This window comes from Nocardioides sp., from assembly GCF_025964975.1.
GTDB lineage: Bacteria > Actinomycetota > Actinomycetes > Propionibacteriales > Nocardioidaceae > Nocardioides.
Genome location: NZ_JAOPXV010000209.1, coordinates 1 through 26,963 on the forward strand (window position 1 = coordinate 1; position 26,963 = coordinate 26,963).

A 26,963-nucleotide genomic window follows, 5' to 3' on the forward strand; every position below is an offset into this window, starting at 1 on the left:
GAGGTCGAGCAGCTCGTCGGTGGAGTCACCCATCGCCGAGACGGCCACGACGACGTCATGGCCGGCCTTCTTGTTCTCCACGATCCGGCGCGCGACCCGCTTGATGGCGTCGGCGTCGGCGAGCGAGGAGCCGCCGTACTTCTGCACGACAATGCCCACGGTTTGGTCCTCGACGATCTCGGTAGACGACTGCTGGGTCAGGACGTTCTGACCCGGCGATTCTACCGGGGCGGATCGACCGGCTCGTCCAACATCTCATGGGCGACGGTGAGCGCCTCGACCGTCTCCTCGAAGTCGGTGTCGAAGCGGTCGTGCGCCACCACCGTCAGCAGCGCGTTGAGCGCCGCGCCCGCCAGGTTGCCCCCGTTGTTGACGTAGGAGAACTGCCACCACCACAGGGCCTCCTCGACGTTGCCGAGGCGGTAGTGACGCAGGCCGTTGTCGAGGTCGGTCGCGATGGAGGTCAGGTCGTCGGAGAGCTTGCTCTGCACCATGTCGGGGAGATAGGGGTCGAAGACGAAGCTGTAGGTGTCGACGCTGTCGAGCATCTCGGCGAGGCGCAGCCGCATGTCGTCGATGTCGGCCTCCGGGCCGACGTCGGGCTGGTATTCCTCCCGCGGCTCGAAGTCGAGCTGGGCACCCAGCCGCGCGCCCGCCAGCAGGACCTGGCTGATCTCCAGCAGCAGGAGGGACACCGCCCGGGCCCCGTTGCCCTCGCGCGCGATCGCTCGCAACGCCAGCAGGAAGCTCTCGATCTGGTCGGCGATCTGTGCGGCGAACTCTTCGTGCTCCGCCGCCGTGTGGGGCTGCTTGCCCGGGTCAGTCATCAGCTGATCGCCTTCCTGCGAACGCACGTCCAAGGGTCACTTCGTCGGCGTACTCGAGATCGCCGCCCACCGGCAGTCCACTCGCCAAGCGGGTCACGCGCAACCCCATCGGCCGCAGCATGCGCGTGAGGTAGGTCGCGGTGGCCTCACCTTCGAGGTTGGGGTCGGTCGCCAGGATGACCTCGGTCACCGCCCCGTCTGCCAGCCTGATCATCAGCTCGCGGATGCGCAGCTGCTCGGGGCCGATGCCGTCGATCGGCGAGATGGCGCCCCCAAGCACGTGGTAGCGCCCTCGGAACTCGCGGGTGCGCTCGATGGCGATGACGTCCTTGTATTCCTCGACCACGCACAGCACTGCCGGCTCACGACGCGGGTCACGGCAGATCCGGCACTGCTCCTCCTGCGAGACGTTGAAGCAGATGGAGCAGAACTTCACCTTGTCCTTGACCTCGATCAGGACGTCGGCAAGACGGCGTACGTCGACGGTCTCGGCCTGCAACAGGTGGAAGGCGATCCGCTGCGCGCTCTTGGGACCGACGCCGGGGAGTCGACCCAGCTCGTCGATCAGGTCCTGGACGATGCCTTCGTACAACGAAAGGCCTAGAAGCCGAGCTGACCGCTGGGCGGTCCGCCCTCGGGGCCGGGACCGCCGAGGCCGCCAAGCCCTTCGAGCCCACCTGCGAGCGGTCCCATGGCCTCGTTGGCAAGTGCTTCAGCCTTGGACTTCGCGTCGCGGTAGGCCGCGACGATCATGTCGCCCAGGTCGGAGAGGTCGTCGGAGTCGGAGCCGTCGAACTGGCCCGCGGTGATGTCCACCGACTGGATCTCGCCCACACCGTTGACCGTGACCGTGACCGCACCTCCGGCGACCGTGCCGGAGACCGTCTGCTCGAGCAGCCTCTCCTGGGCGTCCTGGAGCTGCTCCTGCATCTGTTGTGCCTGCTGCAGCAAAGCGTTCATGTCGAAACCGCCGCCACCGAGGGCGTCGAAAGGGTTCTGGGTCATGGGAGCTCCTGGATCATCGGGTCGGGCTCATCGGGTCGGGCCTCACGTGTGCTTGATCTCCTCGACCACCTTGGCACCCAGGGCCTGCTGGAGCAGCGCGGTGCTGTCAAGGCCTTGCGTGTCGGCAGCGGGGTCGTCGGGGTCGGCCGCCTCATCGGCCAACGCACGATGATCGAGGGTGATTCCCGGGTCGGCCGCCGGCTCGCGTGAGCGACTCAGCGCTTCTCGCGCAGCGCTGGGCCCGGCAGACCCGCTCGGCGTTGCTGTCTGCACCGTGGACGACGATCCGGAGTCGGTCCGATCCGCCTGCGGGGCCGCCCAGGCAGGCGGTGAGTCGGGAGTCGTCGCTGCGGCTGTCCCCTCCTGGGCCCAGGTGGGCGGGCCGCTGGTCTCGTCCGCAGGCGCGGCCGACCGGGTGTGAGCCACTGGGTCGGTGGACGCCTGCACCACCACAGGTCGACCGGCATCGGGCTGGGCGCTGGGGTCGATGATCGCCTCGATCCGCCACTCGGCACCTACGACGTCGATGGCCGCCTGACGGAGGATCTCGTCCGAACCGCCCGCCAGGAACGACTCCCGGGCCCCGGCGTTGGTGAAGCCGAGGGTGAGGGTCGTGGCATCCACCGCGATGACCTGGGCGTTCTGGGTGAGATGGATCCAGGTGACTCGACGCCGGACCTTCGTTGCGTCCACGATGTCGGGCCACAGCCGGCGGACGTCGACGAGACTGAGGCTGCTACCGGCCGGCCCGGTGTCCTGGGCCGCGGGCGTCGGCTCCGGCACGGCCGGGGCTGCCTCGACGGCGTGCTCGCCGAGCATCATCGCTGGCGCCGGCTCGACGGGCTCCTCCGGTGGCTCCTCGTCGAAGCGCGGTGGCGCGAACATCGGTTGGTGACCGCCTTGGTCGACCGGCGCTGATGGCGAAGAAGGCGGAGCCGGTGCGGCAGCCGGCGCCGGCGCGGGGGCGGGCGCAAGGCTGGGCGTGGTGGCGGGCGCAGGAGCGGCGGCGGGACTGGGGCGCGGTCGGTCAGATGTCGTGCTCACCGCACCGGACACGTCGAGGCGACGCTCGATCCGATCGAGGCGCGCCATCACCCCGTCGCTGGTGTCGTCTGCGCCGGGCAGCAGCACCCGCGCACAGATCAGCTCGAGCAACAGCCGCGGCGCGGTCGCACCTCGCATCTCGGTCAGGCCGGCCGCGACGATGTCGGCGGCACGGCTGAGCTCGACGGATCCGAACCGGGCAGCCTGGGCGACCAGTCGCTCACCCGCGTCCTGGGGGACGTCGAGCAGTCCGGTCGCCGCGGCCTCGGGGACTGCCGCGACGATGACCAGGTCGCGCAGCCGACGCAGCAGGTCCTCGGTGAACCGGCGAGGGTCTCGCCCGGTCTCGACGACCTTGTCGACCACGCCGAACACCGTTGCCCCGTCGACCGCCGCGAACGCGTCGACGACCTCGTCGAGCAGCGTCTCCGGCGTGTATCCCAGCAAGGCCCCGGCGAGCTCATGGGTGACGCCGTCAGCGCCGGCTCCACCCATCAGCTGGTCGAGGACCGACAGGGCGTCGCGGGCCGACCCACCTCCGGCGCGGACCACCAGCGGAAGGGCGGCAGGCTCGATGCCCACACCTTCCTCCACGCAGAGGTGGTGGAGGTAGTCGGAGAGCTGACGAGGCGGGATCAGGCGGAAGGGGTAGTGGTGGGTCCGCGAGCGGATCGTGGGCAGGACCTTCTCCGGCTCGGTGGTGGCGAAGATGAACCGCAGGTGGGGCGGCGGCTCCTCGACCAGCTTGAGGAGCGCGTTGAAGCCCTGGTTGGAGACCATGTGGGCCTCATCGATGATGTAGATCTTGAAACGGTCGCGCACCGGAGAGAAGAACGCCTTCTCGCGCAGGTCGCGGGCATCGTCGACGCCTCCGTGCGAGGCGGCGTCGATCTCGATCACGTCGATCGATCCGCCACCACGACGAGCCAGCTCGCGACAGCTGTCGCACTCCCCACACGGGTCGGCGATCGGTGCCTGGGCGCAGTTGAGCGCGCGGGCCAGGATCCGGGCGGACGTCGTCTTGCCGCATCCGCGTGGCCCGGAGAAGAGGTAGGCGTGGTTGACCCGGTCGTTCGCCAGGGCGTTGCGCAGCGGCTCCGTGACGTGATCCTGACCGATGACCTCGGCAAACGTCTCGGGCCGGTAGCGGCGATACAACGCGAGCGGTGACTCCACGACCCGAACCCTACGCACCGCCACCGACGACGACCACCGGGCGCCCACGGCCCCGTCGCCAGCACGCCCGCATCGAGGCGGACAGGGCATGAAAAGGCCCCCCACGTACCCGACAGAGCTCGCCTGCCCTTGCTGCCTTCCGGCCCTGGGGGATTCAGCAAGATGCCGCCACGTGGGGGGTTGCGATGAGTCTAGGTCAGGGCGCCGACCAGGCCCAACCGGGCTCCCCGCCTCGCGGCAGGCAAGAGATCGGGACGCGATTTCACCCTCCCGCACCCGACCGGTACGCTCCTCGGCGGAGGATTCGCCTAGTGGCCTATGGCGCTCGCTTGGAAAGCGGGTTGGGTGTGAAAGCCCTCAGGGGTTCGAATCCCCTATCCTCCGCCAGCCAGCTGATCAGCAGGTGTGACAACAGGCCGGACCCGTCGGGTCCGGCCTGTTGCACGTGGTGGATCAGAGGCCGAGATTCAGCGCAGCCAGGATCTGGTTGAGCAGGCCACGCAGCTGACCGAGCAGGTTGCCGAGCAGACCACCGTCGAGCAGACCGGCGACGGCGCACAGCAGGTTGCCGAGCAGGTTGCCGGCACCCGCCACCGCGACGACGTCGAGTACGACGCGGTTCAGGCTGATCTGGAGACCCAGGATGTTGAGGTCCAGCGGGCCGAGGACCAGGTTGAGGATGTCGCACGCAGCGGCTCCAGCAGCAACGCGCGCGGCCGTCGGTGCCTGGCCGTTGATCTTCTTGATCGGCAGCGTCTGGAGGCCCGAGAACTTCGTGTCCGGTCCGGCGTCCGCGATGACTCCCTGGAGGAAGCCCTTCATGTAGAGCGCGCCGTCGCGCTCGACGACCTTGATCGGCGTGAACGAACCGCTGACCGCGTCGCCGGTGGAAGTCTTGCCCACGACCTTGCTGGTGATCGTGCCGACGTCGGACTTGCCGACGACCTTGCCGCCGTCGTCCGCCGCCGTGGCGCTGCCGATGCCCACCGAGGCCAGGCCGACAGCCATGGCCAGTGCCAGCACTCCGGCCACCAGGGCGCGTCGCATGAGTGACGTGATCTCTCGCATGTTCCCTCCCAGGAATCTCCCCGAGGAGCTGGCAGGTGCCGGCCCCACATCTCTGGGACGCTACGGAGGGTCCGCGAGGTGGTCTAGACCCCTTGGGGTGGCGGACACGGCGTGCACCTCAGTGTTCGTTCACCGTCGGATCAGGGGACGCACCATGAAGGCGAGCGCCATCAGGGCGCCTCCGCCCAAGCCGCACCACAGCAGCAGCGCCCTCGAGGAGCCGAACAGATCGAGCCGCTTCGGCGGGAGCGGGGCAGTGGCTTCGCCACGGTTCTGCAGGAGCGGACGCTCGATCCGGCCGCTCCTGCCCGGGGAGAGCGATCGCGTCAAGGCGTCGTGGGCCTGCACCACGCCGGCCCCCGTCCACGGGTTCCTCACCGTGTGGGAGCCCTCCGCCGTCGCCACCAACCGCGCGACGGCCTGCTTGGCGCTCTCCCGGGGGTAGGCCGCACGCAGCAAGGCAACGACACCCGTGACCTCGGCGGCTGCCCAGGAGGTGGCGAGCTCGTCGATGTCACAGGTGACGCCGTTGGCGTTGATGGAGACACCGCCGACAGTGGGGGCGGCGACATCGATGTCGAGGTTGGGAAGGACCGAGCCGATCGGTGACCCCTCGGCCGGCGGAGCGGCGCTGACTGCCACGACGCCCCTGTAGTCGGCCGGATAGACCTCGGCGTCGTTGTCCGGCGTCCCCTTGAAGCTCTCGTCCTGCTCCTCGGGTGCGTTGCTCGACGAGGCGACGACCACCACGTCGCGGCGTTGCAGCTCCTTGATCGCCTCGCGGAGCCGCTGGTCGTCCTCGGTGACTGACAAGGAGATGTTGACGACCTTGAACTTGACGGTGTCGTGCAACCGGATGGCCGTCTCGATGCCCTGCGCGATGCGGTCGGACGTCACGCCCGTCTCCCCCTCCGCCACGTCCGGGTCATCCTTGTGGAAGATGCGCACGTCGATCACCTCTGCTCCCGGAGCGACTCCGTGCGGGCCGGCGATCAGGCCCGCGACGATGGTGCCGTGGCCCGAGAGCAGCGGCCCGGCGACGTCCGACAACCCGGTCGAAGGACCTTGGTTGATCCCGAGTCCGGTCTGGATACCGCTGTCGATGACGACGACGCTCACTCCCTGCCCGTCGGTGACCTCGTGCGCCTGCGGGACGTGCATCCGCTCGAGGGGGCCGCTCACCTTCGAGGGGCTGTCCTTCAGCACCTCGGTCTCCGGCACCGTGTTCTCGTCACACGGCACCACCTCTGCGGCGTACGGCGACGTCAGCGCCACTGCAGGCGCGGCCGCCGCAAGGGGAAGGACCGAACCCGCGATCCCCGCCGCGAGCAGGGCTGCCGAGAATCGCGTCATGACTCCCCGGCGGTGGAGTCCGCCGCCGGGGCGTCCTCGGACACCCGTCGCGCTGCGTTGGTGGAGAGCTGGACCTTGTCCTCGAAGAAGTCCAACCAGCTGCTGGGCACCAGTGGCGCCGTGGTGCTGCCGTAGCCGATGTAGGTCGGCACCTCGGCGCCGATCAGCTCGTACTTGTAGCCGGCCGAGTCGATGACGTAGAGGGTGCCCTCGGTCGAATCGCTGGCATCGGCGCCGGACTGGACGTAGGCACCGCCCGCAGGCTGGACCTCGACGTCGTGGCGGTCGACCCCCAGTCCGTCGGGCGAGGCGTCGCCCGTGGGCTGGTGGGCGAGGGTGACCCGGGTGTCACCATCGGAACCCGGGTGCAGCACCGCACACATCTCCTCGTCGAGGCTGGCTGACGGCTGCGCCCTGGGCCACAGCGCCGGATAGTCCGCGGAGGGAAACGCAGCGTCGAGGTCCTCGGTGAGCGAGTGGGTGGCAGGTCCGACGGCGTCGTAGACGAGCGAGGCGAACTCGTTGAGCTCTTCTGGACCTTCGTCGCCGAGGAGGTAGTCCCCGCCCGGCGTCTTGATCAGGTCGCCGATGTCGAAGTCCGAGAGGTCGTCCTCGACCTCGGCGGAGTAGTCGGTCGGCTGGCCCGGGTTGCGCACGCCGAACTCGTCCGCCGTCAGCGGGTCGCCCAACCAGAAGAGGTTGAGCCAGGCGGAGCTCACCTTCGGGGCATCCTCGGCCGCGCCGAGCTCCAGCCGGTTGGCGATGGTCCCGGCGTCCGACGGGTCGTCCGGCAGCTGGAAACGGTAGGCGGCGCCGCCGGGATCGGTGGTGATCAACCACAGGACCTTGTCGCTGCGGACCAGGAAGGCGGAGTCGACGAGCTCCTCGACCTCGGGCTGGGGGGCGAGTGCGACCTGGATCCCGGTGTCCGGCGACGTGCAGGCGGTCCAGCCGTCCTGGATCAGCCGATCCGGGTCGGGCAGGCCGGCAGGAGCGTCGTCGATGCCGAGGTCCTCACCCAGGGTGACCTCGCGGATGTACTTGTCCCGCACCTGGAAGGGGGTGAGGTCCGCCTGGCCCAGCAGCAGCTGCGCGGAGATGTAGTTGGGCACCCGCCGGATCTCCGGGTCGTCGCCGCCCTTGAGCACGACGTACTGCTCACCGGTGTCCTTGCTGGTGACGAAGCTGCCAGCCTCCAGCCACTGGGAGTCAGGGCGACCGACGAGGAACCCGGCGACAGCCGCACCGGCCAGCAACAGCAGCGACAGCGCCGCGCCCCCGATCAGCACGCGACCCGGACGAACCGGCTCCACCTCCCGGCCCCCGGGGGCACCGCTGATGAACGCCGTGACGAGCCTGCGCTTGCTGAACGAGTGGGCCTCGACGAGATCTTTCTTGGTCGCCAACGTCAGCCCTTGACCATGTCGAAGAACCCGGCGGCCACGACCATCAGCGGCAGGAGCGACAGCAGGGTGACGGTCTCGACGGCATCGCCCATCCGGCCACGTCGCACCGACGGCGAGGCGGGGACCAGGGTCGAGACGAGGAGTACGGCGCCCACGACCGCCAGGGCCACGGCGGCCTCCGCACGCCACCCGTCGTGGATCAGCAGCATCGACAGCGCCAGCGAGACGAGGCCCAGGATCCCGGACAGGATCCCGGCGAGCACCTCGGAGCCGGCGCGGTACTGCCGGGTCCGGAACATGACGGCCAGACAGCACACCGCGGCGAGGATGGTGCCGAAGATGCCGCGACTGACCGCCATCGGCACCAGCAGCACCAGCAGCGTGCCGACGGTGGCGGAGACAGCCAGCAGGATCTCGTGGGCGACCCGGGCATCGGCTCCGACCTGCGCGGGATCGATCTCATCGGGATCGGCCGTGATGTCGTGGAGGGAGTAGATCTGGTCGACCCGGGTCCCCGTGACCCCCAGAGCCAGCCACGGGAAGATACTGCCCGCCAGCACGACCAGCGCCATCAGGACGGTGAACACGACGGTCGGGTCGACAACGATGGCCTGCAGGAGCAGGCCCGAGGCGGCCAGGATCGCTCCCACCACGATGGCCGGGATGACGAGAGCGCGACCCTCGCGCAGTCCCACCACGGCCACCAGACCAACACCCAGCATCGCGGCTCCGGCAGTGGCCAGCGGTGCCCCGAAGAACTCGGCCGGGAGCGGCCACTGCCACGGACCGAGGTCGCCCGGCGCGAGCAGCAGGCCGGCCACCCCGGCGTAGACCACCGCGAGCAGGGCGACCGCCACGCCTGCGTCGGGCTCGTCCTGCCCGCGCGCCAGCACGACGCCGCCGACGACGAGCAGCGCCGCCGCCGCGGCAGCCGCCAGCCCGCCCATGACGCTCTCGCCCTGCAACAACAACGCGAAGGCACCGAGACCGAGCAGCATGCCGCCGGCACCGAGAGCAGTACGCCTTCCGGCGGCGGCCTCCCAGGGCTTGAGCGCGTGCTCGACCACGTCGGCCATCGCTTCGACGATGTCGTCATAGACCCGAGGTGCTTCGTCGTCGATGCCCGCCGTGACGGTGAGGAGTCCGCCGTCCTCGATGCCCTGGATCAGGAGTCCGGCGTCGTTGGCCAGACGCCGACCGTCCTGGGCGACGAGTCGGTAGCCGCCGTACACGGTGCTGGCATCGAGGATGCCGACGCTGCGGGCCAGCTCGGGAACGAGCTCGGCCACGGGGACGGCGCCGGGCAGCACGAGGTCGACCCGACGCGAGCCCGACGCAACGGTCACCCGGACGAGGCCCGAACCGATCGGCGTCGTCTGACTCATGCTGTGGTCCCCCCAAGTATGTGGTGCGGTCGAGACGAGTCCCAGGTCATGCTCAGGTCCTGCTCCGCATGGCCGGCCCGCTCGATCGGGCAGCAGCCTATATGGATCGTCGCCACCTCTGGACCGCTACGCCGACGACTGAGGCCGGTCGCCCCGAAGGGCGACCGGCCTCGTGTCGATGTCTGGTGACGTGGATCAGAAACGACCGGCGCCGCGGCTGTCGGCGGACTTGTATTCCTGGTTCGAGAGGTCAACGTTCTTGCCGGCCTGCTCGAGCAGGGCGATCATCTCGGTGATCGCCTGGTCCCACGTCTGCTTGGCCTCGCGGTAGGCTTCCTTGGCCGCACCGGTCCAGTCAGTGGCGAGCGGCCGAAGGTCGCTCTCCAGGGTGTCCAGGCGCGCCTCGATCTGCTTCGCCGCCGCGATCACGTCGGCCGAGCCCGCGTCGAGCTTGCCGTGTTCTACCTTGATTCCGTCGAAAGACATGTCAATCTCCTCTTGGTCTGGGCGGTCGCGGCGGTCAGCCGAGGCGGTTCTGCAGGTTGAGGTGCGCGTCGGACTGCGACTGGTCGGTCGCGACGTTGTCCTTCTCGGTCTCCCGCATGGAGGCCGCCAGGCCGTCGAGCGCCTGGAGGATCTTTTCCTGCTTCTCCTGCCAAGCGACCATGAGGTTGCCGAAGGAGGAAGCGCCCTGGCCGCCCCAGCCGGCCATCATCTCGTTGACCTTGTCGGAGACCGTGTTGCACTTCTGCTTGACTTCGATGCGCGCCGTCTCGACTTTTTCGGCCCCCTTGGAGAGCGCCTGTTCTGTCTGGCTGAGGTTGGTCATCTCAATCCTTCCCCCTCGGCGGGTGTCTCCCCCAAGAGTTCACTGGTGTGTGGAGTTGATGCTCTGAAGACGTGCTGTGGGTGGACCTGCCCTGTTCGTTGAGCTGTCCTGCTCGGGGAGACGTCCCGGCCCCCCGCGCTGACATCGATCTACCCGGCGAGGCGGGGGCTAAACATCACCCCGTCATTTCCCACAGGGCGCGGAAGAGTCCGGATGCGACGACCGTGGCGGCGAACGCGAAGGCGCCGGTCATGCTCTCGGCGACCTCGGCCTTGCGTGACCACCAGACGGAACGCCAGCCGCGGCCGGTGGCGACCGCCGCCGCGACGCTCACCAGGCCGAGCACGACGACTGTTAACAGCCCCCAGGTGACCCAGGTAGGTGACAGGTCGCGGACCTCGAAGGCAAGCAGCCACAGCCAGCACGCGAGCCCGGCGCCGCGCAGGAGTCGACGGGCTCCCGCGTGGCGGTACTGCCGAGCCGCCAGCAGGATGGCTCCCCCGGCGAAGAACGCCAGGCACCGGGCACCGATGCGGTCCAGGTCGATCGTGGCGGAGGCGAACATGAGGGGGGTGGCGACGAGTGTGACCAGGAGGATGCCTGCCGAGGACGCCGTGACCGTGAGGGTGGCGTCCTCGACCAGGCGGCGCATGGCGGACTGCGGGATCACGATGCGTCCGCGTTGACCGCTGGAGCGATCCCGGGCAGACCACGCGGTGACGGCAAGCCGATCCAGGTCCAGCAGGGCCTCGTCGGGCACGTCGACCGCGAGCGAGGGGACGAAGCGCGCGCCGAGCATGGCGAGCATGAGCAGCAGGGCCCACGAGACCCGGTCGTCCCACTTCATGAGCGGACTCAGGGCGCACACCCCGAAGACGAGGCAGCCGGCCACGATCCAGACGGTCAGGACCTGATGCCGACCCGCGCTCATCGCCCGCGCAATCGCAGCGGTCAGCGCGGCCGCCAACCCGCACACCGCGACCACGGCTGCCAGGAGGTGCTCACCGGGTTCGAAGAACGCCGCGAACGCCGCCGCGGCGGCGAGAGCCGGGGCCGCTGCGGTCCGTTGGTGGGCGTGTCTGCCCCACGGCACCGAGCCGGCAAGCGCGCACGTCAGGAGCAGTCCGACGGTCACGGTGCGCAGCCAGTCGTCGCCCGACAGTGCGGCGTACCAGGCGGACAATGCGGCGGCACCGACCGCGAGAGCGAGCACGACCGCGGCGACCTGGGGACTGTCGGCCGCCGGGTGGTCGCGGAGTGCGGCCTCGTCGGCCGGCTTCGGACGGCGTACGCCGGTCGCCGCGATGAGGACCGTGCCGGACTCGACGCCGATCGCACCCAGCGCAAGGTCTGCGCGGAGGTGTCCGCCCGTCGGCGTCTGCAGGAGCGGGATGCCGGACAGGCCCGCCTGGTCGGCGTAGGCGCGACCGACGTCGACAGGGGTGGCGCCGACAGGCACCACCATGTCCAGCACACCGACCGGACCGTGCACGCTGATGGCGATCGTCGCGGCGGACCCGGAGAAGGGGGTCGCCTCTGACACGGCGTCCGGCACGAGCCCCCCTCTGCGATCGACTGGTCGGTGTGCAGGGTAGTCCGTCCCGTCCCCCCCACCTATCATCATCGCGACTCATCGGCCATCGCTAGGGGGAACTGTGTGAGCACTGGACTGCGAGGCGGGCAACGGCTCGACGAGCCGGAGATGCCTGGCGGGCGGATCGTGCTCCAGCCGCCCCCCGAGATCCAGGAGAACGAGGGCGCGAGCGGCGTCCTGATGAATGCCATTCCCATGCTGGGAAGCCTGGGCTCGATCGTGCTCGTCGCGACCATGGGCACGGGCGGCAACAAGACCCGCAGCTTCTTGGCAGCGGGCATGTTCCTCTTCGCCACCCTCGGCTTCATCATCGTGCAGATCGATCGCCAACGTAAGCAGCGGGCCCAGCAGGTCACCGGCTCGCGCACCGAATACCTCCGCTACCTGGCGCACATCCGGGAGGTGGCCCGCACTGCGGCCGACCAGCAACGGCGCGCCCTCACCTGGCACCACCCGGAGCCGAGCGCCCTGCCATCACTGGCGGAGGAGCGCACCCGGCTGTGGGAGCACGGACCGGGCGACCACAACTTCCTCCACGTCCGCTACGGCCTCTGCGCCCAACCGCTGTCGTTGGAGCTGATCCCGCCCGAGAGCGCCCCGGTCGACCAGGTCGACCCCGCGGCCGCCTCGGCCCTGCACCGGCTCCTCGTGGTCCATCGTCTCCAGCCCAACCTCCCGGCCTCGATCGACCTGCGGGCCTTCGACCGCATCGAGCTCTGCGGCCCGGAGCAGGACGCCCGGTCTGCCGCCCGCGCGATGCTCTGCTCGGCGACCGCCTTCCACAACCCGGACCAGCTCGTGGTGGCCGTGCTCAGCTCCGAGGCCAACCTCACCCACTGGGACTGGGTCAAGTGGCTGCCCCACGCCCAGAGCAGCCGCGAGGCGGACGCAGTCGGGCCGCGGCGCATGGTCGCGACGTCGATCGACGACCTGGGCAACCTGCTGCCGCCCGACCTCAGCGACCGGCCGCGCTTCGGTGCCGACGAACGCCAGCCGACGCCCCACATCCTGCTGGTGATCGACGGCGGACACCTGCCGCCCGGCAACCACGTCGTCCCCCCCGACGGTCTGCACGGCGTCACGCTGCTCGACATGCCCGCACGCTGGGACGAGCTCGAGGACTCGACCCGCCTGCGGCTCCAGTTCGCCGGTGGCCGCCACGAGCTCGAGAAGCTCCCCGTACTCGGTGTCCGAGTGCGCGAGGAGCCGGTCAAGGCCCTCATCGACCAGTGCGACCTCGCCACCGCTGAGGCCTTCGCCCGCCGGATCGCACCGCTGAAGACCATCAGTGCCGACGCCTCCTCCGGCACCGCCGTCGACATCACCTCGGCGAACCCCGACCACATGGAGCTGCTGGGCCTCGGTGACATCCACACCTTCGACCCGGCCAGCTCGTGGCGACCGCGACCGGCACGCGACCGGCTGCGGGTGCCCATCGGCATCGGCGACTCGGGTGGACTCATCCACCTGGACATCAAGGAGTCGGCGCAGCAGGGCATGGGCCCGCACGGTCTGTGCATCGGCGCGACCGGGTCCGGGAAGTCGGAGTTCCTGCGGACGCTCGTGCTAGGCCTGGTGATGACGCACTCGCCCGACCAGCTCAACCTCGTCCTCGTCGACTTCAAGGGTGGGGCGACCTTCGCCGGCATGGCCGACATGCCGCACGTCTCGGCGGTCATCACCAACCTCGCGAACGAGCTCACGCTCGTCGACCGCATGCAGGACGCCCTCTCCGGTGAGATGGTGCGCCGCCAAGAGCTCCTGCGCGACGCCGGGAACTACGCCTCGGTGCGCGACTACGAGAAGGCCCGCGCGAACGGCGAGGACCTCGCGCCCATGCCGTCGCTGTTCATCGTGGTTGACGAGTTCTCCGAGATGCTTTCTGCCAAGCCGGAGTTCATCGACCTCTTCGTCGCCATCGGCCGCCTGGGCCGGTCGCTGGGGCTGCACCTGCTGCTCGCATCCCAGCGTCTCGAGGAAGGTCGGCTGCGCGGCCTCGAGTCGCACCTGTCCTACCGGGTCGGCCTGCGCACCTTCTCCGCCGCGGAGTCGCGAGGTGTCCTCGGAGTCCCGGACGCCTACGAGCTCCCGGCAGTGCCCGGTCTGGGCTACCTGAAGCCCGACCAGTCGACCCTCCTGCGGTTCAAGGCGGCGTACGTCTCCGGACCGCCCAGCGGCCGGGCCCGGGTCTCGCGGGACGAAGGTGGGCACGTCCGCGGCATCCTGCCCTTCACCATCTCCGAGGTGCTCGCACTCGAGCCACTCGAGAACGACGACGTCGTTGCTCCCTTGCCGACCCAGCAGGGCGAGCAGGCCCCCCTGCTCGACATCGCCGTCGCCCGGATGATCGGTGTCGGCAACCCCGCCCACCAGGTGTGGCTCCCGCCGCTCGACATCCCGGACACCCTCGACGAGCTCATGCCCGACCTGGCCGAGGACCCCGAGCTCGGCCTCATCTCCCACCAGTGGCGCTCCATCAACGGGTTGGTCGTCCCCCTCGGCACCGTGGACCGCCCCCGCGAGCAGCGTCGCGACACGTTGACCCTCAACCTCTCCGGCGCCGCTGGGCACGTGGCCGTCGTGGGCGGCCCGCGCTCGGGCAAGAGCACCCTGCTGCGGACGATCGTGACCAGCATGGGCCTGGTCACCACCCCGGCGGAGTCCCAGTTCTTCGTCCTCGACTTCGGTGGTGGAACGTTCACCCCGCTGGCCCGCTTCCCGCACATGTCGGGCGTCGCCACGCGCTCGGAGCCCGATGTCGTACGCCGCGTGGTCGCCGAGATCCAGGGCGTCGTCGACCGCCGGGAGGCCTACTTCCGCGAGAACGGCATCGACTCCATCGAGACCTACCGGACCCGCCGGGCACAGGGTCGCGCCGACGACGGCTGGGGCGACGTGTTCCTCGTCATCGACGGGTGGGGCACCCTGCGCGCCGAGTTCGACGACCTCGAGCTGGAGCTCCAGCAGCTCGCCGGACGTGGCCTGACGTTCGGCCTCCACATCATCGCGGCAGCCACCCGTTGGGCGGACTTCCGGGCCGCGATGCGCGACGTCTTCGGCTCCAAGCTCGAGCTGCGTCTCGGTGACGCGGTCGACTCCGAGATCGACCGGAAGGTCGCCGCGCTGGTGCCGGTCGGTCGACCCGGTCGGGGTCTGGTGCCCAGCAAGCTGCACTTCCTCGCGGCGCTGCCTCGTGTCGACAGCGACGGCGGCGCATCGACCCTGGGTGAGGGCGTCGACGACCTGGTCGAGCGCGCCAACGCGGCCTGGAAGGGTGCTCCCGGACCCAAGCTGCGCCTGCTGCCCGAGCTGGTCAGCCTGGACAAGATCCGCGAGGACGCCGTACGCCGCAAGATCGACGAGAAGAGGATCCTGATCGGCATCAACGAGAAGGAGCTCGCGCCCGTCGCGATCGACGTGATGACCGAGCCGCACCTCCTGATCTACGGCGACGGCCAGTCCGGGAAGAGCGCGCTGCTGCGCAACTACGTCCAGGAGGTGATGCGCACCCGCACGCCCAAGGAGGCGCAGATCGTCATCGTCGACTACCGCCGCTCGTTGCTCGGCGAGGTGCCCGACGAATACCTGCTCAACTACCTGACGTCCTCTACCCAGGCCACGCCCACGCTGAAGGACATCGCGGCCTATCTCGAGAGTCGGATCCCCGGCCCCGACGTCACTCCCGAGCAGCTGCGCAACCGGACGTGGTGGACCGGCGCGGAGGTGTTCGTCGTGGTCGACGACTACGACCTCGTCGCCACCACCCAGCAGTCCTCACCGGTCCAGGCCCTGCAGCCGCTGATGGCGCAGGCCCGCGACACCGGACTCCACCTCGTCGTGGCTCGCCGTGTCGGTGGTGCCTCGCGGGCGTCGTACGAGCCCGTCCTGCAGTCCATGCGCGACCTGGCCATGCCCGGGGTGCTGCTTTCGGGTCCGCGAGACGAGGGTGCCCTCATCGGCAACCTGCGGCCGCAACCTGCGCCGCCGGGCCGGGCCCGTGTCGTGACCCGGGACAAGGGCATCGAGGTCGCGCAGCTCGCGTGGACCGATCCGACGATGTGAGCCGGCATTGCCATTGCGGGGAGAGTCAGGTCAGCGCCGGCCGGACTTGAACATCCCGCGCGCCACCTCGCGCGCAGCCGTCCGCATGAAGTCCTTGAAGGCGCTCGACTTCACGACGTCCATCACGATGCCGTCGTCGTCCTTCTTCGACTGTCGGGTGACCCGTTCGGCCTTCTGCTCGCGGGCTATGTCCTTGACCTCCGCGTCCTCCGCGGCCTTGCGCGCACCCTCCTCCAGCTTGGCCGCGAGCTTCTCGCGAGCGGACTCCCGGTCGACCTCCTCGGCATACTTCGCGTGCAACGGCGACGCGTGTACGGCGGCTTCCATGTCGGCGGACGGGGCGGGGTCCATCAGCGACTCGGGCGCGCGGAGCCGGGTCCAGGCCACTGGGGTGGGGGCACCGCGCTCGTTCATCACCGTCACGACCGCCTCCCCGATGCCGAGGCTGGTGATGACCTTGCCGAGGTCGTCGTAGGAAGAGCTCGGGTAGGTGTTGACGGTCTGCTTGAGCGCCTTGGCGTCGTTGGGCGTGTGGGCGCGAAGCTGGTGCTGGATGCGCGAGCCGAGCTGCGCAAGCACCTGGTCGGGCACGTCGGTGGGGCTCTGGGTCACGAAGAAGACCCCGACCCCCTTGGAGCGGATCAGCCGGACGGTCTGGGCGATCTGGTCCAGGAACGCCTCGGAGGCGTCGTTGAAGAGAAGGTGCGCCTCGTCGAAGAAGAACACCAGCTTGGGCTTGTCGAGGTCGCCCTCCTCCGGCAGGTCGTGGAACAGGTCCGCCAGCATCCACATCAGGAAGGTCGAGAAGAGCGCCGGCCGGTCCTGGAGGTTGGGCAGCTCCAGCAGGCTGATCACCCCGCGGCCGTCCTCGGTCGTGCGGAGGAACTCCTTGGTCTCGAACTCGGGCTCGCCGAAGAACGCGTCCGCCCCCTGGGCCTCGAAGGCGACGAGCTCGCGCAGGATGACGCCCGCCGTCTGGCCGGAGACGCCGCCGATGGCCTTCAGCTCGGCCTTCCCCTGCGCGTCGCCGGTGAGGTACTGCAGGACCGCCCGCAGGTCGGCGAGGTCGAGCAGGGGCAACCCTGCTTGGTCGCAGTAGTAGAACACCAGGCCCAGCGAGGACTCCTGGGTCTCGTTGAGGCCCAGCACCTTGGCGAGCAGGGTCGGCCCGAACGCGCTCATGGTGACGCGCACCGGTATGCCGATGCCCTGACCACCGATGGCGTAGAACTCGGTCGGGAAGCCGGTCGCGGTCCACTGCTGCCCCACCGAGGCCGCGCGGGCCGTGACCTTCTCGCCCCCCTCACCCGGAACGCTCAGGCCCGACAGGTCGCCCTTGATGTCGGCCGCGAAGACCGGCACGCCCTGGGCGCTGAGCTGCTCGGCCAGGAGCTGCAGGGTCTTGGTCTTGCCGGTACCGGTCGCCCCCGCCACCAAGCCATGGCGGTTGAGCATCGCCAACGGGATCCGGATGTGCACGTCGGACAGGTCATCGACGCCCAGCATGAGGCCGCCGAGCTCCAGGGCATCGCCCTCGAAGGCGTAGCCCGAGGCGACAGCCGTGGCGACCGGATCGATCTCGACGGACGGGGACGCGGGAGCCGGGTCGGGAATCTGGGTCATGTCCAGAGCGTATCCAGCGACCCGCTCCCCCAGCACCGGCGAAGGAGCGGTCGGCTGGGTGGGGTCATATAGTCGCGCCGTGATCTTCAAGCGGGTGGGCGAGGGGCGGCCCTACCCCGCCCACGCCCTCAAGCCCCGCGACTGGGCCAAGATCCCCCCTCGCCAGGTCCGGATCGACCAGCTGATCACCACCAAGGACACCTTGCACCTGGCCGCACTCCTGGACGAGGACTCCACGTTCTACGGCGACCTCTTCGCGCACGTGGTGCAGTGGCGAGGCGATCTCTACCTGGAGGACGGGCTGCACCGGGCGCTGCGCGCCGCCCTCCACCAGCGCAACATCCTGCATGCCCGAGTCCACGAGATGGGGGACTGATGACCGCCTCCCTGCGATCAGCGCTGACCCTGCTGGTCCTGTCCCTGCTGCTCGTGGTCGCGGCCGTCTCGGGATGGAAGGCAGCCACTCAGCCCCTGCCGAGCTCCGCTCCTGCGCCACTGTGCACCGAGAAAACGGTACGCACGGGCGACCAGGTCTTCGCCGAGCAGGTGGCCGTGAGCGTCTACAACGGCAGCGACCGCAACGGTCTGGCCGGCGCCACGATGGAGCAGCTGGAGGAGCGCGGCTTCGTCGGTGCCGACAGTGACAACGCGCCCGCGAAGGTCGCCGGCGTCGCCGAGATCTGGTCGGACGAGCCGCGCAACGCCGCCGTACGCCTCGTGGCTCGTCAGTTCAAGGGCGCCAAGATCGTCTCCGGGGAGCGCCTCGGCCGCGGGATCATCGTGGTGGTCGGCGAGTCCTACAAGCGCCTGCGCAAGAAGGGGCCGGAGTCGGTCGCGGCCGTCGAGACGTCGACCTTCTGCAGCCCGCCCGAGAGCCAGTAGGCCCGCTCCCGGCGGTCACTCGCGCTTGCGCGGCTCCTGCGCCCACTGGGCCAGCCGACCGCGCGACGAGACCTGCCGCAGCCGTTCCTCGGTGGCGACCCGGAGCTTGCGCGGTGCCACGACCAGCAGGTCGTCGCCGTGCCGCAGGACCGTACGCCGCTCCGGGACCAGCGTCTCGCCGTCCCTGATCACCATCGAGACCGACGCCCCTGGTGGGAGCCGCAGCTCGCCCACCTCGACGCCGTGCATGCGCGAGGACGGTTCGATCGTGACCTGCAGCAGGTCCGCCGCCACCCGCTCCAGCGGGGCCGCCTCGACGTCGAGGCCACGTGGCTCCGAGCGACGAGCCACCCCCAGAAGGCGTGAGACCCACGGCAGCGTCGGTCCGGTCAGCACGGTGTAGATGACCACCATCACGAAGACGATGTCGAAGAGCACGTCGGCCTCGTCCACCCCCTCGGCGAGCGGGATGGTCGTCAGCACGATCGGTACGGCGCCGCGCAGACCCGCCCAGGAGATGAACGACAGCTCGCGCCACGGCATCGGCTGGACCACCGAGCTGATCAGCACCGACAACGGGCGGGCCACGACGGTGAGCAGCAGACCCGTGACCAGCGCCATGGCGACGATGTCGAGAGTGATGCGGCCCGGGGACAGCAACAGCCCGAGCATGACGAACAGCCCGATCTGGGCGAGCGAGGCGACCCCCTCGGCGAACGACCGGGTCGCCGGTCGGTGCGGCAGCTCCTGGTTGCCCAGGATCAGCGCTGCGACATACACCGCGGCGAAGCCGGAGGCGTGGAGGGCGGCTGCGCCTCCGTAGGCCAGGAACGCCAGGCACAGCACGGTCAACGGGTAGAGACCCGAGGACGGGAGGGCGATGCGGCGCATCACCCAGGCGCCGGCGATGCCCACCATCCCTCCGATCACGGCTCCGACGACGAGCTCGAAGATGATCGTCCCGCCGACTGCGAGCGCACCGCTCTCGGCTGCCGCTCCGGTGGAGATGATGGTGACGAGCACGACGGTGGGGGCGTCATTGAGCCCGGACTCGGCTTCGAGCGCCCCCGTGAGTCGCTTGGGCAGCGGCACGACCCGGAGCACCGAGAACACTGCGGCGGCATCGGTCGGCGAGCACACCGCACCCAGCAGGATGGCCAGTTCCCAGGGCAGGCCGAGGAGGTAGTGAGCACCTGCCGCGACCACGGCCACGGAGATCGCCACACCGACCGTGGCGAGCGAGACCCCCAAACGGATCGCGGGCCGCATCTCCCGCCAGCTGGTGGTCAGTCCGCCCTCGGCGAGGATCAGGGCGAGGGCGCCGAAGCCGAGCGCATGCGCGAGCTGGGCGTCCTCGAACTGGACGCCCAGACCCGACTCCCCCAGCAGCACGCCCAGGAGGAGGTAGAAGAGCAGGCTGGGAAGACCCACGCTCGCGGAGAGTCGCACCGCCAAGATGGCGACCAGGGTGACCAGCGACCCCACGAGCAGGAAGGTGTCGAGCTGGTGGACGTCGAAGGTCACGGCCACCTCGCTTCGTCTACGCGGCTCGGGTCCCGATCCTATCGGTGCTCAGGAGCCCACCCGCGCGCGGCTCACGAGCCGGCAGGGGTGTAGTCGGACAGACCCGCGACCAGCGAGCTGTGGATGAATCCGGTGCGGATCCGCTGCGGGTGGTCACCCACCGGCACGGTCCTGTCCAGCCTGCGCGTGCGGTAGGAGATGCGCGAGATCGTGTCGGAGCCGCTCCAGGAGATGTAGCAGTAGCGGCCGTCCCGGCTCGGCGTGACCCAGTAGGGCTTCTCCCCTCCCCTCAGCAGCCGACCTCGCTTGAAGGTGTCGCGTCGGACGACAGTCGCGTAGTCGGACATCGTCCCGGCGACGCAGATCTTGGTGCCCCTGGGGTTGACCGCGATGCCGTGGTGGGCCGAGTCGAGGAGGTACTGCTCGCGACGCACCTCCGGGTGCAGGTCCGGCAGCTCCCGGACCCGGGTGATCTCACCCGTCCGTCGACGCATCTCCACGAACCCGTGGAAGAAGGAGAGCTGGAAGTAGAGGTACTTCGAGTCTGGAGTCATGCTCAGCGGCCGCACCGCGGAGGAGACCTTCGTCAGACCGCGGGCGTCCAGGGCCTTGCGCACGTCGATGCGCCGGAGCACCTCGAACGTCCTGGCATCGACGACCTGCAACACGCGGTCGTCCTTCGTCGCGTCCAGGGCCGGGTCGTCCAGCGGGCTGTAGACCATGCCGATGGAGGCGTGCAGGATCCTGGTGCCGTCCTTGAAGTAGATGCTCTCGTGCGGCGAACCACCCGACGGGAAGCGGCCGACCTCGCGTCCGGTGGCAACGTCGAGGACGTGCACGAGGTTGGCGGTGGAGGCGCTCACCACTACCTGGGTGCCGTCCGGCGAGATCGCCATGTGGTCGGAGCGCGCGCCGGCGACCGGGAACCTCCAGACGATCTGGTGGCTCTCCAGGCTGATCGCCACGACGTCGGCGAAGGAGGGGCGGCTGACGACGAGCAGGCGGCCGTCGTTCGAGGTGTAGAGGTCGTCGACGAACTGGTCGTGGCCCTCGCCGATCATCTCGCGGATCGCCAGGAAGTAGGCGAGGCGGTAAGGGTTGGTGGCGATCTCGGCGAGCCGGGCGTCCTTGTCGGGGATGATGTTGATGCGTCCCAGCGGCTCGAGCCCTGCTGGGTCGAGGACACTCGCCGTCCCGTCCCAGTTGTTGCCCACGAACACCGCATCGCGCACATCGCCGACCGGTTGCTGCTGGTCACCGTCGGCACGAGCCGAGGGTCCTGCGCTCAGCAGCGCCAGCACCAGCGCGGTACACACCCACCACGACTTCGACGTCCCCATCATTCCTCCTTCCTGCGCAACGACATCACCTGGCGAGGGGTTATGCCAAGGCCGCCGCACACGAGTCGAAATCGGGTGCAGCTCACTGGTTTGGGACCACCGCACCCGGGTACAGGCAGGGGGACGTCCCGCGAGGGACGAGGGAGGGAGTGACATGTACGGCGATTCCGCCGCATCGCGTCGACGTGTGGCCCAGCTCCGAGAGCAGAGTGGCGACATCCGAGCAGCTGCCGACCGGCTGGTGTCCCAGGCCGAGAGCGTCCCGTGGCGAGGGCGGGCCGCGGAGGCCATGCGGGTACGGATCAAGGAGCGGGCACAGCACCTGCGCGTGGCCGCCGCTCATCACGAGACTGCCGCCGACTCCCTCGGCCGGCACGTCACCGAGGTCGACGCCCGCAAGGACGCGATCGCGGCGATCGAGCTGAAGGCCGGCGCGCTCGTCCGAGACGCACAGTCGCGGACCGAGGCACTCCAGGCCGCCGACGTTGCTCCCGAGCCCACCCCGGAAGACGCCGCGCTGGTCGCCTTCGTCCCCCCTCCCGCCGGTCACAAGGACTGGCTGGACATCGAGCTGCCGGGACTCTGACATGGTGACCATCGACCTGACCACGCCCCCGCCGTCGGCGGCGAGCTTCCTCGACGGCCTGCCCCGGCGCCTGACGCTCACCCTGCCCGAGCTGCGCCATGCCGCACACCTGGCCGGAGACGCACCCCTGCCCTTCGACCTCGCCGAACCAGCAGAGACGTCGACCGCCGGCCTCGAGGGACGCCTCGGCCAGTCCCGCCACAGCATCGAGGACACCGCGTACGCCGCAGCGCTGGCCTCCCTCCGCGGGGCCGACGAGACCCTTCGCCACCGAGGCCTGGTCACCGACGAGGGCGTGGACCCCGGCATCACCGGAGCGATCGGTCTCCTGGCCACCCCCACGCTGGCCCTCGACATCGACGTGTCCGCCGGCACCTCCCACGTCAAGGCGTGGCACCGGCAGGCCGGCAACGCCGTTGCCACCCTCGCGACCTGTGACGGGATCGTCTTCGAGCTCGCCTGGTTCGCCACGGACCAGTGGCCCGGCGAGCTCTCGCGGGCAGCGGCCATTCCGGAGGACATCTCGCTCGACGAGAGCTCGGTGCCCGAGGAGATCGACCTGCCCTTCCAGCTCGTGGACGCCGTCGGGGAGGCACTGCGATCAGGTCGAGCAGACCTGGTCCCCGTGCTGATGAGCCAGCACGGCGAAGGGATCGTCGACGGTCGGGCCCAGCCGATCAACGACACCGAGGCCAGCACCGCGGTGGCCGCCATCCACACGGAGGGGAAGGGCCGGCTCCGTGTCCTTGCGGCCCGCGTCTCTGCGGACGAGACGACCGAGGTCGGACTCGTGTCCTGGGTGCTGCTTTCCGACGGCTGGCACTCGCTGCTCCCCCATCAGGCGCAGGACGACTCGCGGGTCCGCGTCCGACGGACCTCCCCGGCCGACCTCGCCACCGAGCTGGCCCCCATCCTCGCCCAGGTGACCGCATGACCAACGACTCCAGCACTGTCTCGAAGAGCCCCGTCTCGCAGATCCCCGTCCAGGACGAGCGTGGGGTGTCCGACGCCGCCAGCGAAGCCGACAAATACCACCAGATGCTCGCGCTCGCGGACGTCTTCGACGCAGCCGGCGCCGACATGCGTGACCGCGCCCGACTCGGGACCGAGATCCTGTCCGACCCCGATGTCGCCGAGACCGCGGAGCTGTCACCGGCGACCTTCGCGCAGGCCGAGGAAGACATCCGGGCGGCCACGACGGGCAAGCAGGGGCTCCTCACCCGTTCCGTAGAGCTCGACGCCGACGCACTCGTGGTCCGGGCCACCGTCCTGACCTACCGCTGGATCGACGAGCTGCAGGAAGCGGCATTCAAGACTCTCGGCTCCATCGCGGGGCGCGCGATCGGCTACCTGGCCCCCGAGGTCGCACTCGGTGGCGCCATCGTGTCCGCCGGACTGATCGAGACCGACGCCCTCGACCGCGACGGCGTGGCCGCCTATCTCAACGAGCTGGCCGAGAGCAATCCGGACCTGATGGACCACATGTCCGACAGCGGTGGCCTGCTCGAGGGCATGCAGATGCGCTCGCTCCTCACCGCCGGCGTGCTGGCCACCGACAGCGGAGGCGCCGTGGCGCGCGGCGGTCTCCGCGCACTCGACATCGAGCCCTTCGCAGCCGACGCCACCTCGGCGCTGCGTGACGCTGCTGCCGGCCTGGTCGACACTCCGACCGACGAGACGGGCAGCGCAGAGAGGGGCGAGTCAGCGCCGCCGAGGTCGATCGAGCAGCTGATGACGAACCTTGTGACCGCTGATCGCCGCATCAGCGTCCAGCGCACGGGTGCCGGGCGCTACATCGCCTACCTCCCCGGCAACAAGGCCCACGAGGGTGGCCGCCTGCGGCTGGTCGGGGCCGACAACTCCGCCTACGTCCGTCAGGTCGTCCGCGCCATCGAGCAGACCATCGAGCAGACCGTCCAGGAGGGCGAGGAGCCGCGGGTCATGCTCGTCGGTTCCTCGTTCGGTGGCGCCGCGGCTGCTGAGATCGCGGCGAGTGCCCGCTCGGAGTCCTTCGTCGTCGACCAGGTCATCACCATCGGAGCTCCGGCCGCGCAGGTGCCGTCCATCCCGATGCAGACCAGGGTGCTCTCGCTGGAGGACCGGGCGGACCCGGTCGCCCTGCTGGGCTCGCTGATCAACGCTGCGGTCGACAACCGTGTCACGGTCATCTACGACGGTGCCGCGAGGGGCTCGGAAACCTACGTCGTGGGCGGCCGGGCCGCGGACGAGGCCGACCACCCCGGACTGCAGGCCGAGATCCGGCGCATCCAGCGGCTCGGCTATCTCGCTGGCTGAGCAGCGTCAGCGCGCCCGGAGCCGGGCGGTCTCCCCGAGGGAGATCACGGAGACGAACTCCTCCAGCTGGGTCAGGTTCCGGCACTCGACCATGGGCACGACCTCGCCGTACGCAGGGGCGACGCTGTCGCCGGTGCCCCAGTGCCGGGGGTGCTCCGGATTGAGCCACCAGGCGTGGCGGACCGAGGACGCGAGCTCGCGGAGCACCGGCAGGGCGAGGTCGCTGTAGTTGGACCGCGCGTCGCCAAGGATCAGCAACGACGTCTTCGGCCCCAGCGCGTCGGCGTGCTCGTCGGCGAACGTCGTGAGCGCCCGGCCATAGTTCGTCCGCCCCCACAACGCCGCGTGCGCCGTGCTCGCCGCCAGGCTCTCCATCACCTCCACCACGTCACCGCCCGGGGTGAAGTGGTCGGTGACCTCGTGGACCTGGTCGACGAAGGTGAAGGCGCGCACCTTGTGGAACTGCTCGCGCAGGGCGAAGACCAGCAACAGGGTGAACTGGGCGAAGTTGGCGACCGAGCCGCTGACGTCGCACAGCACGACCAGCTCGGTCCGGTGCGGCCGCTTCGGGCGGTGCCGGGTGTCCAGCGGGACGCCGCCGGTGGAGAGGGAGGAGCGCACCGTCCGCCTGAAGTCCAGCGCACCGCCTCGGCGGGCATGCTGCTGCTTGGTCAGCCGGGTGGCGAGTCGGCGGGCGAGCGGGTAGATCTCCCGCCTCATCTCCTCCAGGTCGCTGCGGCGGGCGGCGGTGAAGTCGAGCCTGTCGATGGTCGGCCTGATCACCACACTCGCGACGTGCTCCGGTCCCTTCTCCTCCGCGATCCGACGCCGCGCGTCTCCCTCGACGAGCTGGGCGAACCGGCCGACCCGACGATCGGCGAGGCGCTCTGCGTCCTGCTCGGTCAGGCCTCGCGCCATCAGGCCGGCGACGATCTGGTCGAGGAGCTGTTGCGCCGAGACGCGTTGCAGGGCGGAGTACGCCGACCAGCTCGACAACCCCGCTCCTCGGCCCGGCATGGCGCCGAACCGGCCGACCGCCTCGACCGCCAGGTCCTGGAGCCGCCCTCCCGACTCTGCCTCCTCGAGAAAGGCCTCGGCCAGCTCGTCGCGGAACCTTGTGAGGTCCGCGCCGGTGTCGCGCGGGCCGTCTCCCTGCGCCCCCGGTCCGGTGAGGGCATCGGTGGCGGGATGGCCGGCGACCCCGTCTCCCACGAGGCGCGGGAAGTAGAGGTCGAAGATCGCGTCGAAGGTGACCCGCTGGGAGTGCTTCTTGACCAGCGTTGCGGCGTACGCCGTCCGCACCACCTCACGATCGTGCCACCCGATCCGGCGCATCGCGCTGATCGCATCGAGGCCCTCCGCGAGCGAGACCGGCAGGCCCGCCGCCCGCAGCGCCTCGACGAAGCCGATGTGGGTGTCGAGCAGCGTCACCGGGCGGCCAGCCTCAGTTCCTTGATCGCCCGCGCGTGGTCGGAGGCGTGCTTGAGGACCACGCCCAGCGTCCGCCGCACGGCCTCCTCGTCGAGGTTGCCGATCTCGAGGGCGATGAGGGTGCGTGCCCAGTCGACAGACTCCGCGATCGAGGGTGCCTTCTTCAGCTCCAGCTCACGCAGGCGTCCCACCACCTCGACCAGCTGGGCTGCCACAGCGGGGTCGAGACCCGGCACCTGGGAGGTGATGATCTCCCGCTCGCGCTGCGCATCGGGATAGTCGAGGTGGAGGTAGAGGCAGCGACGCTTCACCGCCTCGGAGAGCTCCCTGGTCGCATTGGAGGTCAGGACGACGAAGGGGCGTCGCGTCGCCGCCACGGTGCCGAGCTCGGGGATGGTGACCTGGAAGTCGGAGAGCACCTCGAGCAGGAGCCCCTCGACCTCGACATCGGTCTTGTCGACCTCGTCGATCAGCAGCACCGTCGGCTCTTCGCGCCGGATCGCGGTCAGCAGCGGCCGCGTCAGCAGGAACTCGTCGGTGAAGATGTCGTCGTGGGTCTCGCTCCAGTCTTGGTCGCCGGTGGAGGCCTGGATCCGCAGGAGCTGCTTCTTGTAGTTCCACTCGTACAACGCCCGGGCCTCGTCGAGACCTTCGTAGCACTGCAACCGGATCAGCTCCGCGCCCGTGGCACGCGCCACTGCCTGGGCCAGCTCCGTCTTCCCGACACCGGCGGGACCTTCCACCAGCAGCGGCTTCTCCAGGGCGCCGGCGAGGTAGGCGGTCGTCGCGGTCGGCCCGTCGGCCAGATAGCCGGCCTCGTGCAGTCGGGCGCTCGCGTCGTCGGGGTTGCTGAACCAAGTCACCCAGCGGAGCCTAAGGCAGCCGCCGCACCCGGCCGACGCCCCCTCAGCACGGCTCGCTGCGCTTCGCCTTTGCAGAGGGGGCGGGATTCGAACCCGCGGTAGGTCTCCCTACGACCGCTTTCAAGGCGGTTCCGATCGGCCGCTCCGGCACCCCTCCTCGCGCCGCCCAGGACGGCACCGGAGCATTCTAGGGCGTGCGGTTCAGTCCGAGCCGCCCAGTTCCAGCTCGACGTCGTCGTAGGCCATGTCGCGCAGGCGCTGCAGGTGGTGGTTGATGTCGGTCAGCAGGCGCAGGCCCTGGTTGCGCACGTCCTCCAGGTCGGGGCACTGCAGCACCTTGGGCTCGAGCTGACCGATGCGGGCGAGCAGCGCCCGGCGCTCGCGCAGCGCCATACCTCGCCGAGCGCTCAGCCAGGCGTCGTCCGGGTGCTCCGACTCCAGCATCAAGAGCGCGCGGACCGCTTTCATCTGCTGCCGGACGGTCCAGCGCCAGTTGCCGGCCGCGACCCCTGGCCCACGCGGTGAGTCGAGGGCGCGGTGCAGCTCGCTCAGGGCGGTGGCTGCACTCGTCATCGGTGCCCCTTGCTCCGGGGAGGCGGCGGAGGTGTCCTTCGAGTGTGACGTGCGGCACTCTTCGGGGCAAGGCTGGATTGGCGTAACACTGGCAGGC

23 protein-coding genes, 2 tRNA genes, 1 other RNA gene and 1 pseudogene are annotated in these 26,963 nt (G+C 69.9%); 7 read left to right on the forward strand and 20 right to left on the reverse strand.

Annotated features, from left to right (window positions below):
- The 6 genes and pseudogenes from JWN68_RS16800 to ffs form a co-directional block, all read right to left on the reverse strand.
- Positions 1 to 159: pseudogene (locus tag JWN68_RS16800) on the reverse strand (aspartate kinase); the annotation flags it as partial.
- A 62-nt stretch (positions 160 to 221) separates the two neighbouring features.
- The gene (locus JWN68_RS16805; RefSeq protein ID WP_297741017.1) at positions 222 to 827 is read right to left on the reverse strand and encodes a DUF5063 domain-containing protein; all 606 of its coding nucleotides are present in this window, start codon (positions 825 to 827) and stop codon (positions 222 to 224) included.
- Positions 820 to 1,419, reverse strand: coding sequence for a recombination mediator RecR (recR, locus tag JWN68_RS16810; RefSeq protein WP_297741019.1), 600 nt, complete (start codon positions 1,417 to 1,419; stop codon positions 820 to 822). Before recR ends, JWN68_RS16805 begins: the two co-directional genes overlap by 8 nt.
- A gap of 8 nt (positions 1,420 to 1,427) precedes the next feature.
- Positions 1,428 to 1,832, reverse strand: coding sequence for a YbaB/EbfC family nucleoid-associated protein (locus JWN68_RS16815; RefSeq protein WP_297741021.1), 405 nt, complete (start codon positions 1,830 to 1,832; stop codon positions 1,428 to 1,430).
- 42 nt (positions 1,833 to 1,874) lie between these two features.
- The gene (locus tag JWN68_RS16820) at positions 1,875 to 4,052 is read right to left on the reverse strand and encodes a DNA polymerase III subunit gamma and tau (protein ID WP_297741023.1); all 2,178 of its coding nucleotides are present in this window, start codon (positions 4,050 to 4,052) and stop codon (positions 1,875 to 1,877) included.
- A 92-nt stretch (positions 4,053 to 4,144) separates the two neighbouring features.
- Positions 4,145 to 4,234, reverse strand: an RNA gene (gene ffs, locus JWN68_RS16825) — signal recognition particle sRNA small type.
- Between the two features lie 115 nt (positions 4,235 to 4,349).
- Here ffs and JWN68_RS16830 point away from each other — a divergent pair.
- A tRNA-Ser gene (locus JWN68_RS16830) sits at positions 4,350 to 4,439 on the forward strand.
- Between the two features lie 66 nt (positions 4,440 to 4,505).
- Here the strand turns inward: JWN68_RS16830 and JWN68_RS16835 are convergent.
- From JWN68_RS16835 to JWN68_RS16865, 7 genes are all read right to left on the reverse strand, one after another.
- Positions 4,506 to 5,120, reverse strand: a complete 615-nt coding sequence (locus JWN68_RS16835; RefSeq protein ID WP_297741025.1) for a hypothetical protein — start codon at positions 5,118 to 5,120, stop codon at positions 4,506 to 4,508.
- 129 nt (positions 5,121 to 5,249) lie between these two features.
- Positions 5,250 to 6,473 carry a S8 family serine peptidase gene (locus JWN68_RS16840; RefSeq protein ID WP_297741027.1) on the reverse strand — a complete coding sequence of 408 codons (1,224 nt, stop codon included), beginning with the start codon at positions 6,471 to 6,473 and terminating at the stop codon, positions 5,250 to 5,252.
- A complete protein-coding gene (locus tag JWN68_RS16845; protein ID WP_297741029.1) occupies positions 6,470 to 7,879 on the reverse strand; it encodes a type VII secretion protein EccB in 1,410 nt (469 codons plus the stop codon). Before JWN68_RS16845 ends, JWN68_RS16840 begins: the two co-directional genes overlap by 4 nt.
- Positions 7,880 to 7,881: 2 nt before the next feature.
- Positions 7,882 to 9,264, reverse strand: a complete 1,383-nt coding sequence (eccD, locus tag JWN68_RS16850; RefSeq protein WP_297741031.1) for a type VII secretion integral membrane protein EccD — start codon at positions 9,262 to 9,264, stop codon at positions 7,882 to 7,884.
- Positions 9,265 to 9,459: 195 nt separating this feature from the next.
- Complete coding sequence (locus JWN68_RS16855) at positions 9,460 to 9,750, reverse strand: WXG100 family type VII secretion target (protein WP_297741033.1); 291 nt, start codon at positions 9,748 to 9,750, stop codon at positions 9,460 to 9,462.
- A 34-nt stretch (positions 9,751 to 9,784) separates the two neighbouring features.
- Positions 9,785 to 10,093, reverse strand: coding sequence for a WXG100 family type VII secretion target (locus JWN68_RS16860; protein WP_297741035.1), 309 nt, complete (start codon positions 10,091 to 10,093; stop codon positions 9,785 to 9,787).
- Positions 10,094 to 10,268: 175 nt separating this feature from the next.
- On the reverse strand, positions 10,269 to 11,648 hold the full coding sequence (locus JWN68_RS16865) for a hypothetical protein (RefSeq protein WP_297741037.1): 1,380 nt from the start codon (positions 11,646 to 11,648) through the stop codon (positions 10,269 to 10,271).
- A 102-nt stretch (positions 11,649 to 11,750) separates the two neighbouring features.
- On the opposite strand from JWN68_RS16865, the gene eccCa reads away from it, so the two are divergent.
- On the forward strand, positions 11,751 to 15,749 hold the full coding sequence (gene eccCa, locus JWN68_RS16870) for a type VII secretion protein EccCa (RefSeq protein WP_297741039.1): 3,999 nt from the start codon (positions 11,751 to 11,753) through the stop codon (positions 15,747 to 15,749).
- Between the two features lie 30 nt (positions 15,750 to 15,779).
- Here eccCa and JWN68_RS16875 read toward each other — a convergent pair whose 3' ends face one another.
- Positions 15,780 to 17,372, reverse strand: a complete 1,593-nt coding sequence (locus JWN68_RS16875) for a helicase HerA-like domain-containing protein (protein ID WP_297741041.1) — start codon at positions 17,370 to 17,372, stop codon at positions 15,780 to 15,782.
- Between the two features lie 79 nt (positions 17,373 to 17,451).
- On the opposite strand from JWN68_RS16875, the gene JWN68_RS16880 reads away from it, so the two are divergent.
- Together JWN68_RS16880 and JWN68_RS16885 are read left to right on the forward strand one after the other, a co-directional pair.
- Complete coding sequence (locus JWN68_RS16880; RefSeq protein ID WP_297741043.1) at positions 17,452 to 17,748, forward strand: type II toxin-antitoxin system VapB family antitoxin; 297 nt, start codon at positions 17,452 to 17,454, stop codon at positions 17,746 to 17,748.
- Entirely contained in the window at positions 17,748 to 18,254 is a 507-nt protein-coding gene (locus tag JWN68_RS16885; protein WP_297741045.1) for a LytR C-terminal domain-containing protein, read from the forward strand. The genes JWN68_RS16880 and JWN68_RS16885 overlap by 1 nt, the downstream gene beginning before the upstream one ends.
- Positions 18,255 to 18,269: 15 nt before the next feature.
- Here the strand turns inward: JWN68_RS16885 and JWN68_RS16890 are convergent, their stop codons facing one another.
- Both JWN68_RS16890 and JWN68_RS16895 read right to left on the reverse strand, forming a co-directional pair.
- On the reverse strand, positions 18,270 to 19,778 hold the full coding sequence (locus JWN68_RS16890) for a potassium/proton antiporter (protein WP_297741064.1): 1,509 nt from the start codon (positions 19,776 to 19,778) through the stop codon (positions 18,270 to 18,272).
- A gap of 71 nt (positions 19,779 to 19,849) precedes the next feature.
- On the reverse strand, positions 19,850 to 21,118 hold the full coding sequence (locus tag JWN68_RS16895) for a serine/threonine protein kinase (RefSeq protein WP_297741047.1): 1,269 nt from the start codon (positions 21,116 to 21,118) through the stop codon (positions 19,850 to 19,852).
- Positions 21,119 to 21,305: 187 nt separating this feature from the next.
- Here JWN68_RS16895 and JWN68_RS16900 point away from each other — a divergent pair, with 187 nt between their 5' ends.
- The 3 genes from JWN68_RS16900 to JWN68_RS16910 are packed head-to-tail and all read left to right on the forward strand — an operon-like array spanning position 21,306 to position 23,999.
- Complete coding sequence (locus JWN68_RS16900) at positions 21,306 to 21,704, forward strand: hypothetical protein (RefSeq protein ID WP_297741049.1); 399 nt, start codon at positions 21,306 to 21,308, stop codon at positions 21,702 to 21,704.
- A gap of 4 nt (positions 21,705 to 21,708) precedes the next feature.
- Complete coding sequence (locus JWN68_RS16905; protein ID WP_297741051.1) at positions 21,709 to 22,638, forward strand: hypothetical protein; 930 nt, start codon at positions 21,709 to 21,711, stop codon at positions 22,636 to 22,638.
- Complete coding sequence (locus tag JWN68_RS16910; RefSeq protein WP_297741054.1) at positions 22,635 to 23,999, forward strand: hypothetical protein; 1,365 nt, start codon at positions 22,635 to 22,637, stop codon at positions 23,997 to 23,999. Before JWN68_RS16905 ends, JWN68_RS16910 begins: the two co-directional genes overlap by 4 nt.
- Before the next feature lie 6 nt (positions 24,000 to 24,005).
- On the opposite strand, the gene JWN68_RS16915 is transcribed toward JWN68_RS16910, so the two are convergent.
- From JWN68_RS16915 to JWN68_RS16930, 4 genes are all read right to left on the reverse strand, one after another.
- The gene (locus JWN68_RS16915; RefSeq protein WP_297741056.1) at positions 24,006 to 25,430 is read right to left on the reverse strand and encodes a VWA domain-containing protein; all 1,425 of its coding nucleotides are present in this window, start codon (positions 25,428 to 25,430) and stop codon (positions 24,006 to 24,008) included.
- Positions 25,427 to 26,293: a MoxR family ATPase gene (locus JWN68_RS16920; RefSeq protein ID WP_297741059.1), complete on the reverse strand. Its 867-nt coding sequence runs from the start codon at positions 26,291 to 26,293 to the stop codon at positions 25,427 to 25,429. The genes JWN68_RS16915 and JWN68_RS16920 overlap by 4 nt, the downstream gene beginning before the upstream one ends.
- A gap of 72 nt (positions 26,294 to 26,365) precedes the next feature.
- Positions 26,366 to 26,450, reverse strand: a tRNA-Ser gene (locus JWN68_RS16925).
- A 44-nt stretch (positions 26,451 to 26,494) separates the two neighbouring features.
- Positions 26,495 to 26,866, reverse strand: a complete 372-nt coding sequence (locus JWN68_RS16930; protein WP_297741061.1) for a hypothetical protein — start codon at positions 26,864 to 26,866, stop codon at positions 26,495 to 26,497.
- Positions 26,867 to 26,963 lie beyond the last annotated feature (97 nt).

What these genes read in the sequence shown, in the direction of transcription:
- JWN68_RS16860 (WP_297741035.1), bottom strand. Translation starts at nt 10,093, where the DNA reads ATGACCAACCTCAGCCAGACAGAACAGGCGCTCTCCAAGGGGGCCGAA.
- JWN68_RS16895 (WP_297741047.1), bottom strand. Translation starts at nt 21,118, where the DNA reads ATGGGGACGTCGAAGTCGTGGTGGGTGTGTACCGCGCTGGTGCTGGCG.
- JWN68_RS16855 (WP_297741033.1), bottom strand. Translation starts at nt 9,750, where the DNA reads ATGTCTTTCGACGGAATCAAGGTAGAACACGGCAAGCTCGACGCGGGC.
- eccD (WP_297741031.1), bottom strand. Translation starts at nt 9,264, where the DNA reads ATGAGTCAGACGACGCCGATCGGTTCGGGCCTCGTCCGGGTGACCGTT.
- JWN68_RS16885 (WP_297741045.1), top strand. Translation starts at nt 17,748, where the DNA reads ATGACCGCCTCCCTGCGATCAGCGCTGACCCTGCTGGTCCTGTCCCTG.
- JWN68_RS16930 (WP_297741061.1), bottom strand. Translation starts at nt 26,866, where the DNA reads ATGACGAGTGCAGCCACCGCCCTGAGCGAGCTGCACCGCGCCCTCGAC.
- JWN68_RS16805 (WP_297741017.1), bottom strand. Translation starts at nt 827, where the DNA reads ATGACTGACCCGGGCAAGCAGCCCCACACGGCGGCGGAGCACGAAGAG.
- JWN68_RS16815 (WP_297741021.1), bottom strand. Translation starts at nt 1,832, where the DNA reads ATGACCCAGAACCCTTTCGACGCCCTCGGTGGCGGCGGTTTCGACATG.
- JWN68_RS16875 (WP_297741041.1), bottom strand. Translation starts at nt 17,372, where the DNA reads ATGACCCAGATTCCCGACCCGGCTCCCGCGTCCCCGTCCGTCGAGATC.
- JWN68_RS16910 (WP_297741054.1), top strand. Translation starts at nt 22,635, where the DNA reads ATGACCAACGACTCCAGCACTGTCTCGAAGAGCCCCGTCTCGCAGATC.
- JWN68_RS16840 (WP_297741027.1), bottom strand. Translation starts at nt 6,473, where the DNA reads ATGACGCGATTCTCGGCAGCCCTGCTCGCGGCGGGGATCGCGGGTTCG.
- JWN68_RS16835 (WP_297741025.1), bottom strand. Translation starts at nt 5,120, where the DNA reads ATGCGAGAGATCACGTCACTCATGCGACGCGCCCTGGTGGCCGGAGTG.